The organism is Pseudomonas sp. PGPR N4, from assembly GCF_059693665.1.
Genome location: NZ_JCAUKV010000008.1, coordinates 163,318 through 179,410, shown reverse-complemented (window position 1 = coordinate 179,410; position 16,093 = coordinate 163,318). Strand labels below are relative to the sequence as shown.

Below are 16,093 nucleotides of genomic sequence, written 5' to 3'. Positions count from 1 at the left end.
GCTGGAATAGACTTGTACACAAGGAGCAACCTTGTACAAGTTTTCTGGAGGCAGCGATGAACGCGTCGGCGAAACCCCGCATTGGCATCAGTGCCTGCCTGCTCGGCGAGAACGTGCGCTACAACGGCGGGCACAAGGCTTCCGAACTCTGCTTGAGTGCTTTCGAAGCGCACTTCGACTGGGTACCGTTGTGCCCTGAGGTCGCCATCGGCCTGGGTATTCCGCGCGATCCGATCCGCCTGGTAGGTGATCCGCAGCAGCCCGAAGTGGTTGCCACGCGCAACCCCGGCGCCAACTACTCTGCCCCACTGCGCGCCTACGGCGAGCAGATGGCTGATGAAATCGGCGATGTCTGCGGTTATATCTTCATGCAGAAGTCACCCTCATGCGGCCTGGAGCGGGTCAAGGTCTATCAGGACAACGGCCACCCTGCGCTCAAAGGTGGCCGCGGTGCCTACGCCGACGCTTTCTGTGCGCGGCGCCCCGATCTGCCGGTCGAAGAGGAGGGCCGCCTGCATGATCCGGTACTGCGGGAGAACTTCATCAGCCGCGTGTATGCCTACGCCGACTGGCAGCAGCAACTGGCTGCGGGGCTGAGCCGGGGTGCGTTGGTGAGTTTCCATTCGCGGTACAAATACCTGCTGATGGCCAACAACCCCAAAGCCTATCGCGAGCTTGGCCGGATGTTGGGCAGCATGCGCAAGGATGCCGATCCGCAGCAGGTCGGCGCGCAGTACTTCAGCCTCCTGATGCAGGCACTGCGCCGCCCGGCAAACCGTGGCACGCATTGCAACGTGCTGCTGCACCTGAGCGGTTATCTGCGCGATGCGCTGGACCAGGGTGACCGCGCCGAGCTGCAGCAGGTGATCGGCCAATATCAGCAAGGGATCGTGCCATTGGTAGTACCGATGACCCTGCTCAAACACCACCTGCGGGTACATCCAGACCCCTACCTCAGCCAGCAGGCCTATCTGCAGCCCCACCCCGAAAGCCTAGGTTTACGCAATGCAGTCTGAAGATTTGATGCCCATCGGCGAGCTTGCCCGCCGCACTGGGGTAAACCCGGTCACCTTGCGAGCCTGGGAGCGGCGCTATGGTTTGCTCAAGCCGCAACGCACGGCCAAGGGGCATCGTCTGTACGGCTCCGACCAAGTCGAGCAGGTGCAGGCGATCCTGCGCTGGCTCGAGCGTGGTGCTTCGGTCGGCCAGGTCCGTGAGCTGCTTGAACACGCCCCAAGCGTTGCCCCACAAGGGGACTGGCAGTTGCGCGAGCAGGCGTTGATCGAAGCGGTGGGCAACTTGTCCCAGCGCACCCTCGACCAGCAGCTCAATCAGGCCATGGCGCTGTACCCGGCCGTCACGCTCTGTGAACAGCTGCTGCTGCCGTTGCTGCACAGCCTCGCCCGGCGCTGGCAAACGCATTTCAACGCCCGCCTCGAGCAGGCGTTTTTTCACACCTGGCTGCGCAGCAAGTTCGGCGCACGGGTGTATCACGACAATCAGCAGCTTGCAGGGCCGCCGGTGCTGTTGGTGGTCGACAGCGATCGCGGCTTCGACGCGCATCTGTGGCTGTGCGCCTGGCTGTTTACCAGCAGTGGCCGCGCCGTCGAGGTGCTCGAGTTCGCGGTCGCCGGCGCGCAGCTGCAACGCGCCGTGAGCGAGCTGCAAGCGCAGGTACTGGTACTGCTGCTCGGCCCGCGCGTTGACTATGCCGCCCTCGAGCGCGCACTGCATGGCATCGACGCGGCAAAACTACTGGGTGGCGAAACAATTGCCCTGCACCAGACCCAACTGGAAGCCATGCAGCAACCCGGCCTGTCCCTGTTCGACACACCGCAGGCCGCCTTGCGCCTGCTTCAGCGACTTGCGCTCACCCCGCCAGAGACGACTCCTTCATGCAATTGATGTGGCTGCGCAGCGACCTGCGCATCGATGACAACAGCGCCCTCAGCGCTGCCTGTGAACGCGGCCCCACCGTAGCCGTGTGGATAGCCAGCCCCGCGCAATGGTTGAGCCATGACGATGCCCCGTGCAAGGTCGACTTCTGGTTGCGCAACCTGCGCGAGTTAAGCCAATCACTGCAGCAACTGAACATCCCGCTGCTGATTCGCCACACCGACGACTGGGCTCAGGTGCCGCAAGTGCTGCTCGATATCTGCCGGGAGCACGCGGTGGAAGCAGTGCACTGGAATGACGAATATGGCGTCAACGAGCAACTACGCGATGAGTGCGCAGAGGCCCTGCTGCGCAGCAGCGACATCAGCGTGCATCGTTACCTTGATCAGTTGCTGCTCAACCCCGGCACCGTGCTGACCAAGGCCGGCCAGTATTTTCAGGTGTTCGGCCAGTTCAAGCGTGCCTGCCTCGAGCGTCTGCAGCATGGCATGCCTGCCATGGCCAGCAGAGTTGCGAAACAAGCTGCGACGAAGATCGCCAGCGACCCGATCCCATCTGGCTTCGACGGATTTGCCGAGCCCACTCAGGCGTTGCGGGAATTGTGGCCCGCCGGTGAAAAAGAAGCGCAGCGGCGCCTCGCCGAGTTTGCCGAACACAGCATCGATGATTACCTGCAACTGCGCGATTTACCGGCCGAACCCGGCACCAGCCAGTTGTCCGCATACCTGGCAGCGGGGGTAATTTCCCCTCGGCAGTGCCTGCATGCGGCGTTGTCGGCCAATCGCGGCGAGTTCGACAGCGGCAGTGCCGGCGTGCAGACCTGGATCAACGAACTGCTCTGGCGTGAATTCTACAAACACATCCTGGTCGGTTATCCACAGGTCTCCCGCCACCAACCATTCCGCGCACACACCGCTGCCCTGCCCTGGCGCAATGCACCGGAAGATTTGAAGGCCTGGGAACAAGGCCGCACCGGCTTCCCCATCATCGACGCAGCGATGCAGCAACTGCTGGCAACTGGCTGGATGCATAACCGCCTGCGCATGATCGTCGCGATGTTTCTGAGCAAGAACCTGCTGATCGACTGGCGCCACGGAGAGCGGCACTTCATGCGTCATCTGATCGACGGCGACCTGGCCGCCAACAATGGTGGCTGGCAGTGGAGCTCATCGACCGGCACCGACTCGGTACCGTACTTCCGCATCTTCAATCCGGTGACGCAATCGCAACGTTTTGATCCCAAAGGGCGCTTTATTCGTCAGTGGCTCCCCCAATTGAAGGCCCGCGACGATAAATCCATTCATTTGCCCATGAAATCTGCTGATCTTTTTGCTACAACCTCTTATCAGAGTCCAATTGTGGATCTCGCAAGCAGTCGCCAGCGCGCATTGGAGGCCTTCAAGGGCTTACCCGCTCGGCAGGATTAGAGGGCAGTGTGTGACACACACCAGGCCACCGAGGCCGCTGCACAGGTGCAAGCGGTCTGGGGCGCGCTGGATGCTCTGATCATCAATGCCGGAACCTTTGATTACCTCGCGCCCGAGCTTCTGCAGGCGCATAGCATCGATTCGACCGTGGTCGCACCACAATCGCTGCAGGCGCCGGTCACAGCCGCGCATGCCATCCCCGAACAATGGACAGCCGAAACCGCAGCGCAAGTGCTGGTCAGCAGCCTGGCTGAACGGGAGTCGGAACTGGTGTTGGAAGTGTGGAGCCTGAGCAGCCTGTGGCCGTTACCGCGCTAGAGCGGTTCCGGGGCCGCCTGGCGGCCCCGGCTACCTGACGGCGCGCTTACAGCGCCATACGGTAATGCAGCGAGTAGCTCTCTACACCATCATTGGGCTGCTTGATCCCGGCATTGGAGTAGTGGATCGCGCGCACGCCGATCTCGTGGCCGCCAGCAAAGCGCAGGCCGAAGCCGATGCGGTCTTCGAACTGGAACGACGAGCCCAGGTCATTGCTTTCCAGCTTGGTGCGCGAAAACGCAGCGACACCGATGCCTGCTTCGATGTACGGCTTGACGCTGTCACCGGCGAATTCATAGACGAATACCGGCGCGAATGACAGGCTGTGGTTGCTGGCAGTGGTGTCGCCGTCCCAGAAGGTATAGGCGCCATCCCAGTAGCCGGTTACCCGACCAACACTGGTTTGCCACCAGCTGGCATCCCAATTCGATTGCAGGCCCAGGCGGTAGACCATGGTGGAGTCGCCGGTCTGCCCTACCGAGAGCGACACGTCCGCCGCCTGCGCCGTTGTCATTTGCCCCATTGCGAAGGCGGCAGCCGCCGCCAAACCAAGCAGTTTCTTCATGAGAAACATCCCTTTCATTTGCTGTTTTAAGTGTTATGCCTCATCGGCACCTAGTAGAAATCAAAGCTTGTACGATAGTTCAGCTTTCTAGGTGGCTTTTCACATTTTTTTTACAGTGGGAAGCTTCGCACACTGTCGGACTTCTTCCACAACAAAGGTAGGATTTTTCTTAAATTGTCCGGATCACTGCTGGTCCAGAAGGCGGTCTGCTGCGCCGGCCCCTCTGCCAATAGGTCGCGTTCGCCGAGTAAACGCTGAAGTTGCCGGGCCACCGCAGCGCCGGTATCGATGATCGCTACATCTGCCGGAACCAGTTCGGCCAGTAGCGGGCGCAAGAAGGGATAATGCGTACAGCCCAGAATCAGCGTGTCACAACCCGCCTGCAGCAGCGGTTGAACATACCCTGCGAGCAACCGGCGCAACTCGGCGCTGATCAGGTCACCCGCCTCGATCCGCTCGACCAACCCCGGGCAGGGCTGGGTGATGACGCGGACGTCGCTGGCGAAGCGGTCGAGCAAGGCGGCAAATTTGGCACTTTGCAGAGTACCGGTGGTGGCCAGCACTCCCACTACGCCTGAACGAGTCGCCGCCGCCGCCGGTTTGACCGCAGGTTCCATCCCCACCAACGGCCACTGCGGGTACTGCTCGCGCAGATCGGCTACGGCGGCCACGGTCGCGGTATTACAGGCCAGCACCATCGCCTTGGCACCTTGCTGCTGAAAAAACTCAGCGATATGGCGCAAGCGCTGGCGGATGTAGTCAGGGGATTTTTCGCCGTAGGGCACGTGGCCACTGTCGGCCACGTAGAGCAGTGATTCGTTGGGCAGTCGGCGCTGGATCTCGGCGAGCACCGACAAACCGCCGACCCCCGAGTCCATCACGCCGACCGGCGCCGAGCGCTCAGCCATGGCGCTGAGCGCACACGGCGCAGGCCGGGTCACGCTTGACCCGCAGTTCGCGCATGCGCGTAGTCAGCGCATCGATCAGCAGCAGGCGACCGACCAGCGGCTCGCCGAATTCGGCCAGCAGCTTGAGTGCTTCAAGTGCCTGCAGGCTACCGACCAGGCCTACCAGCGGGCCGATCACACCGGCTTCGCTGCAGGTCAGTTCGGCCTCGCTGCCGTGGCCATACAGGCAGTGGTAGCAAGGGCTGGTATCGCGCCGGGTGTCGAACACCGACAACTGGCCTTCGAGGCGAATCGCCGCGCCGCTGACCAGAGGCCTGGCCGCAGCTACGCACGCGGCATTGACCGCCTCGCGAGTGGTGAAGTTATCCGAGCAATCCAGCACCACATCGACCGCTGACACAGCCGCTGCCAGGGAATCCTCGTCCAGCGCCAAGCGGTGCGCAACCAGCTTGATCTCCGGGTTGATCGCCTGCAGCCGCCTGATCGCCGAGTCGACCTTGCCCATGCCGACACTGTCGGTGTCATGGATGATCTGCCGCTGCAGGTTGGTCAGGTCGACCGTGTCGAAGTCGGCCAGATGCAGCTCGCCAACCCCCGCCGCTGCCAGGTACAACGCCACCGGCGAGCCGAGGCCGCCGACGCCGACCACCAGCGCCTTGCTCTGCTTGAGCCGCAACTGGCCGTCGATATCCACTTGAGCCAGCAGGACCTGCCGGCTGTAGCGCAGCAGTTCCTGATCACTCAGCATGGCAGGCGCCCCAGCGAGATGCGTTCGTGGCCGCCCAGGTCACGCCGGCTGGCGACCTCGGTGAAGCCCTGTTGGCTGAGCAGTTCACGCACAGCATCAGCCTGATCGTAGCCGTGCTCAAGCAACAACCAGCCGCCTTCGACGAGGTGCTCAGGCGCCTGGGCGATGATCACGCGCAGATCATCCAGGCCATCGTCACCTGCCACCAGGGCACTGCTCGGCTCGAAGCGCACATCGCCAGCGACCAGATGCGGGTCGGCAGCACGGATATACGGCGGGTTGCTCAGAATCATCGCGAAGCGCTCGCCAGCCAGGGCATCAAACCAGTGGCTCTTGCGCACCTCGACGTTGCTCAACTGCAAGCGCTGACGATTACGCTCGGCCAGCGCCACGGCGGCGTCGATCCGGTCTACGGCGACCACCTGCCAAACCGGGCGTTCGCTGGCCAGGGCCAAGGCGATCGCGCCGGTGCCAGTGCCCAGATCGAGCAACCGCGCCGGGCCGCCGGCTTGCAGCTCGAGGGCGGTTTCAACCAACAGCTCGGTATCGGGCCGCGGGATCAGGGTGTCTGGCGCAACCTCGAGGTCGAGCTTCCAGAACCCCTGCTGACCGAGAATATAAGCCACCGGCTCGCCGTCACGGCGGCGCGCGAGGTAGTCGGCAAACACCTGCGCGGCCTCACTGCTGACGATGCGCTCAGGCCAGGTGTGGAGAAAGCTGCGCGACTTGCCCAGGGCAGCCGCCAGCAGCAACTCGGCATCGAGCCGTTCGGTCGGCGAATCTGGCAACTGTGCGTTGCGCAGCAGGCTGGCAATAATGGTCATCAGTCCCCCAGGGCAGCCAATTGATCGGCCTGGTATTCGGCCAGCAACGGTTCGATCACGGCATCGACGCCGCCGGCGAGGATGTCATCCAGGGAGTACAGGGTCAGGTTGACGCGGTGATCGGTCACCCGTCCCTGTGGATAGTTATAGGTGCGAATGCGCTCGGAGCGGTCACCCGAGCCGACCAACAGCTTGCGCTCGCTGGCAATGGCGTTCTGCGCAGCGCTGGTCTGGATGTCGTTGAGCTTGGCCGACAGCCAGGACATGGCGCGGGCGCGGTTCTTGTGCTGGGAACGCTCTTCCTGGCACTCGACCACGATGCCGGTCGGCAAGTGGGTGATGCGGATCGCCGAGTCGGTCTTGTTGATATGCTGACCGCCAGCACCGGAGGCCCGGTAGGTGTCTACACGCAGGTCAGCCGGATTGATCTCGATCGCCACCTGCTCGTCGGGCTCGGGCAGCACTGCCACGGTGCAGGCGGAGGTATGGATACGCCCTTGCGATTCGGTCTCCGGCACCCGCTGCACACGGTGCGCGCCGGACTCGAACTTGAGCTTGGCGTAGACGTTATCACCTTCGATGCGGGCGATGATCTCTTTATAGCCGCCGTGCTCGCCGACGTTCTCGGACAGAATCTCCAGGCGCCAGCCGCGCTTCTCGGCATACCGCGAGTACATGCGGAACAGGTCGCCGGAGAAAATCGCCGCCTCGTCGCCGCCGGTGCCAGCACGGATTTCCAGGAACACGTTGCGACCGTCGTTGGGGTCCTTGGGCAGCAGCATGCGCTGCAGCTGCGACTCCAGCTCGACCAACTGCTCCTTGGCTTCGCGGACTTCCTCGACGGCCATCTCGCGCATGTCCGGGTCGCTGTCCTTGAGCAGCGCCTGCGCGCCCTCGAGGTCAGCCTGGACCTTGCGCCATTCCTGGTAGGCGCTCATCACCGGCTCGACTTCGGCGTATTCCCTGGAATAGGCCCGGAAGCGCGTCTGGTCGGCAATGACCTCGCCGTCACCGAGCAGGGCAGTCAGTTCCTCGAAGCGGTCCTGGAGGATATCCAGTTTATTCAGCAGCGACGCTTTCATTGCGGGGGTTTGTCCGTGGAGCCCTCGTTGAGGGCAAAGAGTTCCTGGGCCATGGCCAGCGCATCGACGCGGCCCTCGGCCGAGAGCTTTTTCAGCTGCACGCTGGGTGCGTGCAGCAATTTGTTGGTCAGCCCTCGGGCCAGCTGGGCCAGCACGTCCTCCGGGTTGCCGCCGTTGGCCAGCAGCCGCTGGGCCTTCTGCAGCTCTTCATCGCGTAGCCGTTCACTTTGCTGGCGGTAGGCCTTGAGCACGTCGACCGCAGCCAGCTCGCGCAGGCGAACCATGAAGTCGCCGGCGCCGGCCGCAACCAGCTCTTCGGCAGCTTGCGCCGCGCCCTGGCGACTCTTGAGGTTTTCGGCGACGACATCGTGCAGGTCATCAACGGTATACAGGTAGACGTCATCCAGCTCGCCGACCTGCGCTTCGATATCCCGCGGCACGGCAATGTCGACCATGAAGATCGGCTTGTGCCGGCGTTGCTTCAGCGCGCTTTCGACCGCGCCCTTGCCCAGAATCGGCAACTGGCTGGCAGTGGAACTGATGACGATATCGCTGTGTGCCAGCTCCTGAGGGATGTCCGCCAGCAGTACGGCATGGGCGCCGAACTGCTCGGCGAGCATGCTTGCCCGCTCCAGGGTACGGTTGGCCACGACGATACGGCGCACGCCCTGCTCATGCAGATGGCGGGCAACCAGGGTGATGGTTTCGCCAGCCCCGATCAGCAGCGCCTGGCTACGGCCCAGGTCACTGAAGATCTGCTTGGCCAGGCTGACCGCGGCAAACGCCACCGACACCGGGTTTTCGCCGATCGCGGTGTCGGTCCGTACCTGCTTGGCGGCGCTGAAGGTGGCCTGGAACAGGCGCCCCAACAGCGGCCCGATGGTGCCGGCCTCACGCGCCACGGCGTAGGCCGACTTCATCTGGCCGAGGATCTGCGGCTCGCCCAGCACCAGCGAGTCCAGCCCGGAGGCGACCCGCATCATGTGCCGCACGGCGTCATGTTCCTCATGCACGTAGGCGCTTGCGCGCAGTTCATCTACGCTGAGCTGGTGGTAGTCGGCCAGCCATTGCAGCACCGCGTCGGCGGTCAACTGGTCCTGCTCTATGTAAAGCTCGCTGCGGTTGCAGGTCGACAGGATCGCTGCCTCGCGGCTGGCGGTCAGTCGGCAGAGCTGCTGCAGGGCGTCGACCAGCTGCTCGGGCGTAAACGCCACGCGCTCGCGTACGTCTACCGAGGCAGTCTTATGGTTGATACCAAGTGCAAGAAAGGCCATGCAAGGTCGCTGGTTGTGACGTGAAGCCGATAATTGTCCTACTTCGCAGGTTCCAGAACAACCACCGTTCACTATTGTCGTAATAGATCGTGGCCATGATGGCCACTACACGCGCCTGATTCTTAATCACGCGGTATGGCTTCGCAGGTGGGTTTGCCACTGCGCTTGTGTCATCATGCTGCGACCGCCGGATAGCACTTTTATACCTTATCTATGAATAGATCCCACGCACTGCTGCTCACCTTCGCCCTGCTGCAGGGCTGCCAAAGCCTGGCCCCGCAGAACGCCGCCGAGCCGCCTGCTGCAGAGGCCGCCAAGGCTGCGCAGGAAAAGCCCGTGGTGTACGGATCGTTCAAGCCGGAAACCCTCTACAGCCTGCTCGTCGCCGAGTTGGCCGGCCAGCGCAACCGTTTCGATATCGCCCTGGCCAACTACGTGGACCAGGCCGAGAAAACCCAGGACCCAGGCGTCTCCGAGCGGGCCTTCCGCATTGCCGAGTACCTTGGTGCCGACGAACCGGCGCTGGATACCGCGCTGATCTGGGCCCGCAACGACCCGGACAACCTCGACGCCCAACGCGCCGCCGCGATCCAGCTGGCGCGTGGCGGGCGCTACGACGAGTCGATGGTGTTCATGGAAAAGGTCCTGCAAGGTCAGGGCGATACCCATTTCGACTTCCTCGCGCTGTCTGCAGCCGAGACCGATCAAAGCACCCGGGATGGCTTGATGCAGAGCTTCGAGCGCCTGTTGGTGAAGTACCCCGAGAACGGCCAGCTGATCTTCGGCAAGGCGCTGCTGCTCAATCAGGACGACAAACCGGAGCAAGCGCTGGCTCTGCTGGAGCAGCACCCACCGCAAAATGGCGAAATCGCTCCGATCCTGCTCCGTGCACGCCTGCTGCAAGCCCTCGACCGCGGCCCTGAAGCATTGCCACTGCTGCGCCGAGCAATTCGCGACAACCCGGAAGACAAGCGCCTGCGCCTGACCTATGCGCGCACCTTGGTCGAACAGGACCGCATCGGCGACGCCAAGGCCGAGTTCGAAAGCATGCTCCAGCAGTACCCGGAGGATGACGAACTGCGCTATTCCCTGGCGCTGGTATGCCTGGAAAACAAGGACTGGGACGAGGCCGAAGGCTATCTGCAAGAGCTGGTCGAACGCGACAGCAACGTCGATGCCGCGCACCTCAACCTGGGCCGGATCCGCGAGCAGCGCAACGACCCGCAAGCGGCACTGCGCGAATACGCAATGGTGGGCCCAGGCGCTGACTACTTGCCGGCGCAACTGCGCCAGGCCGACATCCTCATCGCCAACGGCCGCGGCCGCGAGGCCTCGCGCCTGCTCGCCGAAGCCCGCGAAGCACAGCCCGACTACGCCATCCAGCTGTACCTGATCGAGGCCGAAAGCTACGGCAACAACGACAAGCCGGCGCAGGCCGACCAGGTCCTGCAGCAAGCTATCAAGCGCTACCCGGACGACATCAACCTGCTTTATACCCGCGCCATGCTCGCCGAAAAGCGTGACGACCTCGGCCAGATGGAAAAGGACCTGCGCGCCATCATCACCCGCGAGCCGGAAAACGCCATGGCCCTGAATGCCCTCGGCTACACCCTGGCCGACCGCACCACGCGCTATGCCGAAGCCAAAGCCCTGATCGAAAAAGCCCACCAACTGACCCCGGACGACCCTGCCGTGCTCGACAGCCTTGGCTGGGTGAACTATCGCCTGGGCAATCTGGATGAAGCCGAGCGCTACCTGCGCCAGGCGTTGGTGCGCTTCCCCGATCACGAAGTGGCAGCCCACCTGGGCGAAGTGCTCTGGGCCAATGGCAAGCGCCGCGAAGCGCGCCAGGTCTGGGCCAAAGCCTTCGAAACCCAACCCGACAGTAGTGTCCTGCGCAAGACCGTCTTGCGCCTGACCGGATCAGAGACTCTCTAAGCCATGTTTTTGCGTCATTGCCTTACCTTTACCCTGATCGCCGTGCTCGCTGGCTGCAGCAGCTTTGGTAGTCGTGAAGCCGTGCAGGGCCAGGGCGACCCACAACTGTGGCGTCAACACAAACAACAGCTGAGCAGCCTCGACGGCTGGCAGATCAACGGCAAGGTCGGCATCCGCGCGCCCAAGGACTCCGGTAGCGGCACCTTGTTCTGGCTGCAGCGCCAGGATTACTACGACATCCGCCTGGCTGGCCCGCTCGGCCGCGGTGCCGCGCGTCTGACCGGTCGTCCCGGCGGCGTGGTGCTGGAGGTAGCCAACCAGGGCCGCTATGAAGCGCCGAGCCCAGAGGCTCTGCTCGCCGAACAGCTTGGCTGGGAATTGCCGGTGTCGCATCTGGTCTGGTGGGTGCGCGGCCTGCCCGCCCCCGACAGCAAGAGCCAACTGACCCTCGACCAGGACAGCCGCCTGGCCAGCCTGAACCAGGATGGCTGGCAGGTGCAGTACCTGAGCTACACCGAGCAGAATGGCTACTGGCTGCCAGAGCGAATCAAGCTGCATGGCAAGGACATCGACGTCACCCTGGTGGTCAAAGACTGGCAACCGCGGCAACTGGGGCATTGATCGATGACCACGCTGAGCCTGCCGGCACCGGCCAAGCTGAACCTGTGGCTGCATATCATTGGCCGCCGCGATGACGGTTACCATGAGCTGGAAACCGTGTTTCAGTTTCTTGACCACGCTGACCAGTTGCACTTTGCCCTGCGCGACGACGATCAGGTGCGCCTGCAGACGGACGTCCCCGGAGTCGACCACGACAGCAACCTGATCGTGCGCGCTGCGCGCCAATTGCAGCAGCAGTCAGGCTGCACTCAAGGTGTGGATATCTGGCTGGAGAAGCTTCTGCCCATGGGCGGCGGCATTGGCGGCGGCAGCTCCGACGCCGCGACCACCTTGCTCGGCCTCAACCATCTGTGGCAACTGGGCTGGGACCTTGATCGCCTGGCTGCGCTGGGACTGAGCCTGGGCGCCGATGTACCGGTGTTCGTGCGCGGCCATGCGGCCTTCGCCCAAGGTGTTGGCGAGCAGCTCACCCCGGTCGATCCGGCCGAGCCGTGGTATGTCGTGCTGGTGCCGCAAGTGTCTGTCAGCACAGCGGAAATTTTTTCACATCCGCAGTTGACACGTGATTCCCTCCCCCTTAAGATGCGCCCCGTTCCCGAGGGAAACAGTCGAAATGACTGCCAACCGGTGGTAGAGCAAAGTTACCCGGAAGTTCGCAATGCGTTGAATCTTCTTGGTAAATATACTGAAGCTCGATTAACCGGTACTGGAAGTTGCGTGTTTGGGGCCTTCCCAAGCAAAGCCGAAGCTGATAAAGTTCTGGCCCTTCTTTCAGAGACTCAAACAGGGTTTGTGGCAAAAGGAAGCAACGTTTCGATGTTGCATCGCAAGCTACAGAGTCTGCTCTAGAAGTCGAGTACACAGTACTCGCAGCAACAGATACAGGGGCGTCGCCAAGCGGTAAGGCAGCAGGTTTTGATCCTGCCATGCGTTGGTTCGAATCCAGCCGCCCCTGCCATTTTCCTATACTCATCCAGGTATACCCTCAGCCTTCAGGTACTGCGCGTGTCCAAGATGATGGTCTTTACGGGGAACGCTAACCCCGATCTGGCTCGACGTGTCGTACGTCAGCTGCATATCCCACTTGGTGATGTTTCTGTCGGTAAGTTCTCCGACGGTGAGATCAGCACTGAGATCAATGAAAACGTCCGCGGTAAAGACGTCTTCATCATTCAGCCGACTTGCGCTCCGACCAACGATAATCTGATGGAACTGGTAGTGATGGCCGACGCCTTCCGCCGCTCCTCAGCCTCCCGAATCACCGCCGTGATTCCTTACTTCGGATACGCCCGCCAGGACCGCCGTCCGCGTTCGGCACGTGTAGCCATCAGCGCCAAAGTTGTCGCTGACATGCTCACTGTCGTGGGTATCGACCGTGTTCTCACTGTCGACCTGCACGCTGACCAGATCCAGGGTTTCTTCGATATCCCGGTCGACAACATCTACGGCTCGCCCGTATTGGTCGACGATATCGAAGACCAGCGTTTCGAGAACCTGATGATCGTCTCCCCAGACATCGGTGGCGTCGTGCGTGCACGGGCTGTTGCCAAGTCGCTGGGTGTCGATCTGGGTATCATCGACAAACGCCGTGAAAAGGCTAATCACTCCGAAGTGATGCACATCATCGGCGACGTCGAAGGGCGCACTTGCATCCTGGTAGACGACATGGTCGACACCGCCGGCACACTGTGCCACGCGGCCAAGGCTCTGAAAGAACACGGCGCTGCCAAGGTTTACGCCTATTGCACGCACCCGGTTCTGTCGGGCCGAGCGATCGAGAACATCGAGAAGTCGGTACTCGACGAGCTGGTGGTGACCAACACCATCCCGCTGTCGGCCGCTGCTCAAGCCTGTGACCGTATCCGCCAGTTGGATATTGCACCGGTTGTCGCTGAAGCGGTTCGCCGCATCAGCAACGAAGAATCGATCAGCGCGATGTTCCGCTAAGCGGAACCCCGTTGACGAAAAGCGCCCCGCCCCGACCCTTATGTCGGGGCGGGGCTTTTTTGCCCACCCCGTTTGGCGCTGGTCGCAAACGCCTGCGGGTGCTGGCTATTTTGGAGAAACAAAATGACTGATTTTACCCTGAACGCAATCAAGCGTACTGACCTGGGGAAAGGTGCGAGCCGCCGCCTGCGTCACACGCAGAGCATCCCTGCCGTCATCTACGGTGGCAACAAAGAAGCTGAGTCCGTGACCTTCGTTCTGAAGGAAATCGCCAAGCTGTTCGAAAACGAAGCTGCCTTCAGCCACGTGATCGAGCTGAACGTTGACGGCGCCAAGCAGAACGTCATCGTCAAGGCTCTGCAGCGTCACCCGGTCAAGCAGTTCATCATGCACGCCGACTTCATCCGTGTTGTCGCTGGCCAGAAACTGACCGCTCAGGTTCCAGTGCACTTCATCAACGAAGAAGCACCGATCAAGAAAGGCGGCGAGATCTCGCACGTTGAAGCTCAGATCGAAGTTTCCTGCGAAGCCAAAGACCTGCCAGAGTTCATCGAAGTTGACCTGGCTAACGCTGAAATCGGCACCATCATCCACCTGTCGGACCTGAAAGCTCCTAAAGGCGTAGAGTTCGTAGCTCTGGCCCACGGTGATGACAAAGCTGTTGCCAACGTTCACGCTCCGCGCGTTGTTGCTGACGCTGAAGAAGGCGCTGCTGAGTAATCTACTCGGCGCGCCGGTGTTGACCGGGTTACAGTGCCCAGCACTGTGCCCCACCAACTCCAAGGAAGAGCCCCTACGTGACCGCCATCCAGTTGATCGTCGGCCTGGGTAACCCCGGCCCCGAATACGAACAGACCCGGCATAACGCAGGGGCTCTTTTCGTTGAACGCATTGCCAGCGCCCAGCGGGTTTCACTCACTGCTGACCGCAAATATTTCGGCCTGACGGCAAAATTCAGCCATCAGGGCAACGACGTTCGTCTGTTGATCCCCACCACCTACATGAACCGCAGCGGCCAGTCCGTGGCGGCCTTGGCCAATTTCTTCCGGATCAAACCGGAGGCCATTCTGGTGGCTCACGACGAACTCGACTTGCCTCCGGGCGTCGCCAAACTCAAACGAGGTGGCGGCCACGGTGGGCACAACGGGCTGCGCGACATCATCGCGCAACTCGGCAACCAGAACGATTTCCATCGCCTGCGGCTTGGCATCGGCCACCCAGGTGACGCCAAGCTGGTCTCCAACTTCGTCCTTGGCCGCGCACCGCGCGCCGAACAGGACAAGCTCGACGCCAGCATCGACTTTGCCCTCGGCGTGCTGCCGGACGTGCTCGCCGGCGACTTCGCCAAGGCCATGCGCGAGCTGCACTGCCAGAAGGCCTGATCTCACCAAGAGGGGAATTTCCATGGGTTTCAATTGCGGCATCGTCGGCCTGCCCAACGTCGGCAAGTCCACCCTGTTCAACGCGCTGACCAAGTCCGGCATCGCGGCTGAGAACTTCCCCTTCTGCACCATCGAGCCGAACAGCGGTATCGTGCCGATGCCGGATGCGCGCCTCGCGGCTCTGGCTGAAATCGTCAAGCCGAACCGCATCCTGCCGACCACCATGGAGTTCGTCGACATCGCCGGCCTGGTTGCTGGTGCCTCCAAAGGTGAAGGCCTGGGCAACAAGTTCCTCGCCAACATTCGCGAGACCGACGCCATCGCCCACGTGGTGCGCTGTTTCGAAGACGAGAACGTGATTCACGTCTCCAACAGCGTCGACCCCAAGCGTGACATCGAGATCATCGACCTCGAGCTGATCTTCGCCGACCTCGACAGCTGCGAGAAGCAACTGCAGAAAGTCACCCGCAATGCCAAGGGCGGTGACAAGGAGGCCCTCGCGCAGAAGGCCATCCTCGAGAAGCTGATCCCGCACTTCACTGAAGGCAAACCAGCGCGCAGCCTGATGAAGACCATGGCTGACGACGAGAAGGCCGTGATCCGTGGCTTCCACCTGCTGACCAGCAAGCCGGTGATGTACATCGCCAACGTTGCTGAAGACGGCTTCGACAACAACCCGCACCTGGATGTAGTGCGCGCGATTGCTGAAGAAGAAGGCGCAGTGGTGGTGCCGGTGTGCAACAAGATCGAGGCCGAGATTGCCGAGCTCGAGGACGGCGAAGAGAAGGACATGTTCCTCGAAGCCCTGGGCCTGGAAGAGCCTGGCCTGAACCGGGTGATTCGCGCCGGTTACGAGCTGCTCAACCTGCAGACCTACTTCACCGCCGGTGTGCAGGAAGTACGCGCCTGGACTGTGCGCATCGGTGCTACCGCACCGCAGGCGGCTGGCGTGATCCACACCGACTTCGAGAAAGGCTTCATCCGTGCTGAAGTAGTCGCCTATGACGACTTCATTCAGTTCAAAGGTGAGAGCGGCGCCAAGGAAGCAGGCAAGTGGCGCCTGGAAGGTAAGGATTACATCGTCAAAGACGGCGATGTGATGCACTTCCGCTTCAACGTCTGATTGGTTTCAGGTTGATGTGAAAAATCCGATGCCTTGGCGT

Annotated in this window: 17 protein-coding genes and 1 tRNA gene; 12 read left to right on the top strand and 6 right to left on the bottom strand. The window is 62.0% G+C overall.

Annotation, left to right across the window (positions count from 1 at the left end; genetic code table 11):
• The first annotated feature begins 56 nt into the window (after positions 1 to 56).
• Genes AC58X1_RS24095 through AC58X1_RS24080 form a run of 4 tightly spaced genes read left to right on the top strand, consistent with a single transcriptional unit; the run spans position 57 to position 3,641 of the window.
• Positions 57 to 1,016, top strand: a complete 960-nt coding sequence (locus tag AC58X1_RS24095) for a DUF523 and DUF1722 domain-containing protein (protein WP_101316510.1) — start codon at positions 57 to 59, stop codon at positions 1,014 to 1,016.
• Positions 1,006 to 1,905 (top strand): MerR family transcriptional regulator, encoded by a 900-nt coding sequence (locus AC58X1_RS24090; RefSeq protein WP_101316508.1) that lies wholly within the window; start codon positions 1,006 to 1,008, stop codon positions 1,903 to 1,905. Before AC58X1_RS24095 ends, AC58X1_RS24090 begins: the two co-directional genes overlap by 11 nt.
• Positions 1,896 to 3,323: a deoxyribodipyrimidine photo-lyase gene (gene phrB / locus AC58X1_RS24085; protein ID WP_497429582.1), complete on the top strand. Its 1,428-nt coding sequence runs from the start codon at positions 1,896 to 1,898 to the stop codon at positions 3,321 to 3,323. Before AC58X1_RS24090 ends, phrB begins: the two co-directional genes overlap by 10 nt.
• Before the next feature lie 6 nt (positions 3,324 to 3,329).
• The gene (locus tag AC58X1_RS24080) at positions 3,330 to 3,641 is read left to right on the top strand and encodes a hypothetical protein (protein ID WP_497429581.1); all 312 of its coding nucleotides are present in this window, start codon (positions 3,330 to 3,332) and stop codon (positions 3,639 to 3,641) included.
• 46 nt (positions 3,642 to 3,687) lie between these two features.
• On the opposite strand, the gene AC58X1_RS24075 is transcribed toward AC58X1_RS24080, so the two are convergent.
• The 6 genes from AC58X1_RS24075 to hemA all read right to left on the bottom strand — a co-directional run bounded on the left by AC58X1_RS24075 (position 3,688) and on the right by hemA (position 9,042).
• Entirely contained in the window at positions 3,688 to 4,206 is a 519-nt protein-coding gene (locus tag AC58X1_RS24075) for an acyloxyacyl hydrolase (RefSeq protein ID WP_220633085.1), read from the bottom strand.
• Between the two features lie 110 nt (positions 4,207 to 4,316).
• Positions 4,317 to 5,114, bottom strand: coding sequence for a glutamate racemase (murI, locus tag AC58X1_RS24070; RefSeq protein WP_101316500.1), 798 nt, complete (start codon positions 5,112 to 5,114; stop codon positions 4,317 to 4,319).
• Positions 5,107 to 5,862 carry a molybdopterin-synthase adenylyltransferase MoeB gene (locus tag AC58X1_RS24065; RefSeq protein ID WP_101316498.1) on the bottom strand — a complete coding sequence of 252 codons (756 nt, stop codon included), beginning with the start codon at positions 5,860 to 5,862 and terminating at the stop codon, positions 5,107 to 5,109. The genes murI and AC58X1_RS24065 overlap by 8 nt, the downstream gene beginning before the upstream one ends.
• Positions 5,856 to 6,686 carry a peptide chain release factor N(5)-glutamine methyltransferase gene (gene prmC, locus AC58X1_RS24060; protein WP_101316496.1) on the bottom strand — a complete coding sequence of 277 codons (831 nt, stop codon included), beginning with the start codon at positions 6,684 to 6,686 and terminating at the stop codon, positions 5,856 to 5,858. Before prmC ends, AC58X1_RS24065 begins: the two co-directional genes overlap by 7 nt.
• Positions 6,686 to 7,768 (bottom strand): peptide chain release factor 1, encoded by a 1,083-nt coding sequence (prfA, locus tag AC58X1_RS24055; protein WP_101316494.1) that lies wholly within the window; start codon positions 7,766 to 7,768, stop codon positions 6,686 to 6,688. The genes prmC and prfA overlap by 1 nt, the downstream gene beginning before the upstream one ends.
• Complete coding sequence (gene hemA / locus AC58X1_RS24050; protein ID WP_101316492.1) at positions 7,765 to 9,042, bottom strand: glutamyl-tRNA reductase; 1,278 nt, start codon at positions 9,040 to 9,042, stop codon at positions 7,765 to 7,767. Before hemA ends, prfA begins: the two co-directional genes overlap by 4 nt.
• A 213-nt stretch (positions 9,043 to 9,255) precedes the next feature.
• Here hemA and AC58X1_RS24045 point away from each other — a divergent pair, with 213 nt between their 5' ends.
• From AC58X1_RS24045 to ychF, 8 genes are all read left to right on the top strand, one after another.
• On the top strand, positions 9,256 to 10,980 hold the full coding sequence (locus AC58X1_RS24045) for a tetratricopeptide repeat protein (RefSeq protein ID WP_220633083.1): 1,725 nt from the start codon (positions 9,256 to 9,258) through the stop codon (positions 10,978 to 10,980).
• Between the two features lie 3 nt (positions 10,981 to 10,983).
• Positions 10,984 to 11,601 carry a lipoprotein insertase outer membrane protein LolB gene (lolB, locus tag AC58X1_RS24040; protein ID WP_103436032.1) on the top strand — a complete coding sequence of 206 codons (618 nt, stop codon included), beginning with the start codon at positions 10,984 to 10,986 and terminating at the stop codon, positions 11,599 to 11,601.
• 3 nt (positions 11,602 to 11,604) lie between these two features.
• Positions 11,605 to 12,450, top strand: coding sequence for a 4-(cytidine 5'-diphospho)-2-C-methyl-D-erythritol kinase (gene ispE / locus AC58X1_RS24035; protein WP_188035356.1), 846 nt, complete (start codon positions 11,605 to 11,607; stop codon positions 12,448 to 12,450).
• Positions 12,451 to 12,484: 34 nt separating this feature from the next.
• A tRNA-Gln gene (locus AC58X1_RS24030) sits at positions 12,485 to 12,559 on the top strand.
• A gap of 47 nt (positions 12,560 to 12,606) precedes the next feature.
• Positions 12,607 to 13,548 (top strand): ribose-phosphate pyrophosphokinase, encoded by a 942-nt coding sequence (locus AC58X1_RS24025; RefSeq protein WP_099773531.1) that lies wholly within the window; start codon positions 12,607 to 12,609, stop codon positions 13,546 to 13,548.
• Between the two features lie 123 nt (positions 13,549 to 13,671).
• A complete protein-coding gene (locus AC58X1_RS24020; protein WP_150570046.1) occupies positions 13,672 to 14,268 on the top strand; it encodes a 50S ribosomal protein L25/general stress protein Ctc in 597 nt (198 codons plus the stop codon).
• A 77-nt stretch (positions 14,269 to 14,345) separates the two neighbouring features.
• Positions 14,346 to 14,930, top strand: a complete 585-nt coding sequence (pth, locus tag AC58X1_RS24015; RefSeq protein ID WP_101316482.1) for an aminoacyl-tRNA hydrolase — start codon at positions 14,346 to 14,348, stop codon at positions 14,928 to 14,930.
• Between the two features lie 22 nt (positions 14,931 to 14,952).
• Positions 14,953 to 16,053: a redox-regulated ATPase YchF gene (gene ychF, locus AC58X1_RS24010; protein ID WP_259077774.1), complete on the top strand. Its 1,101-nt coding sequence runs from the start codon at positions 14,953 to 14,955 to the stop codon at positions 16,051 to 16,053.
• Positions 16,054 to 16,093: the final 40 nt, after the last annotated feature.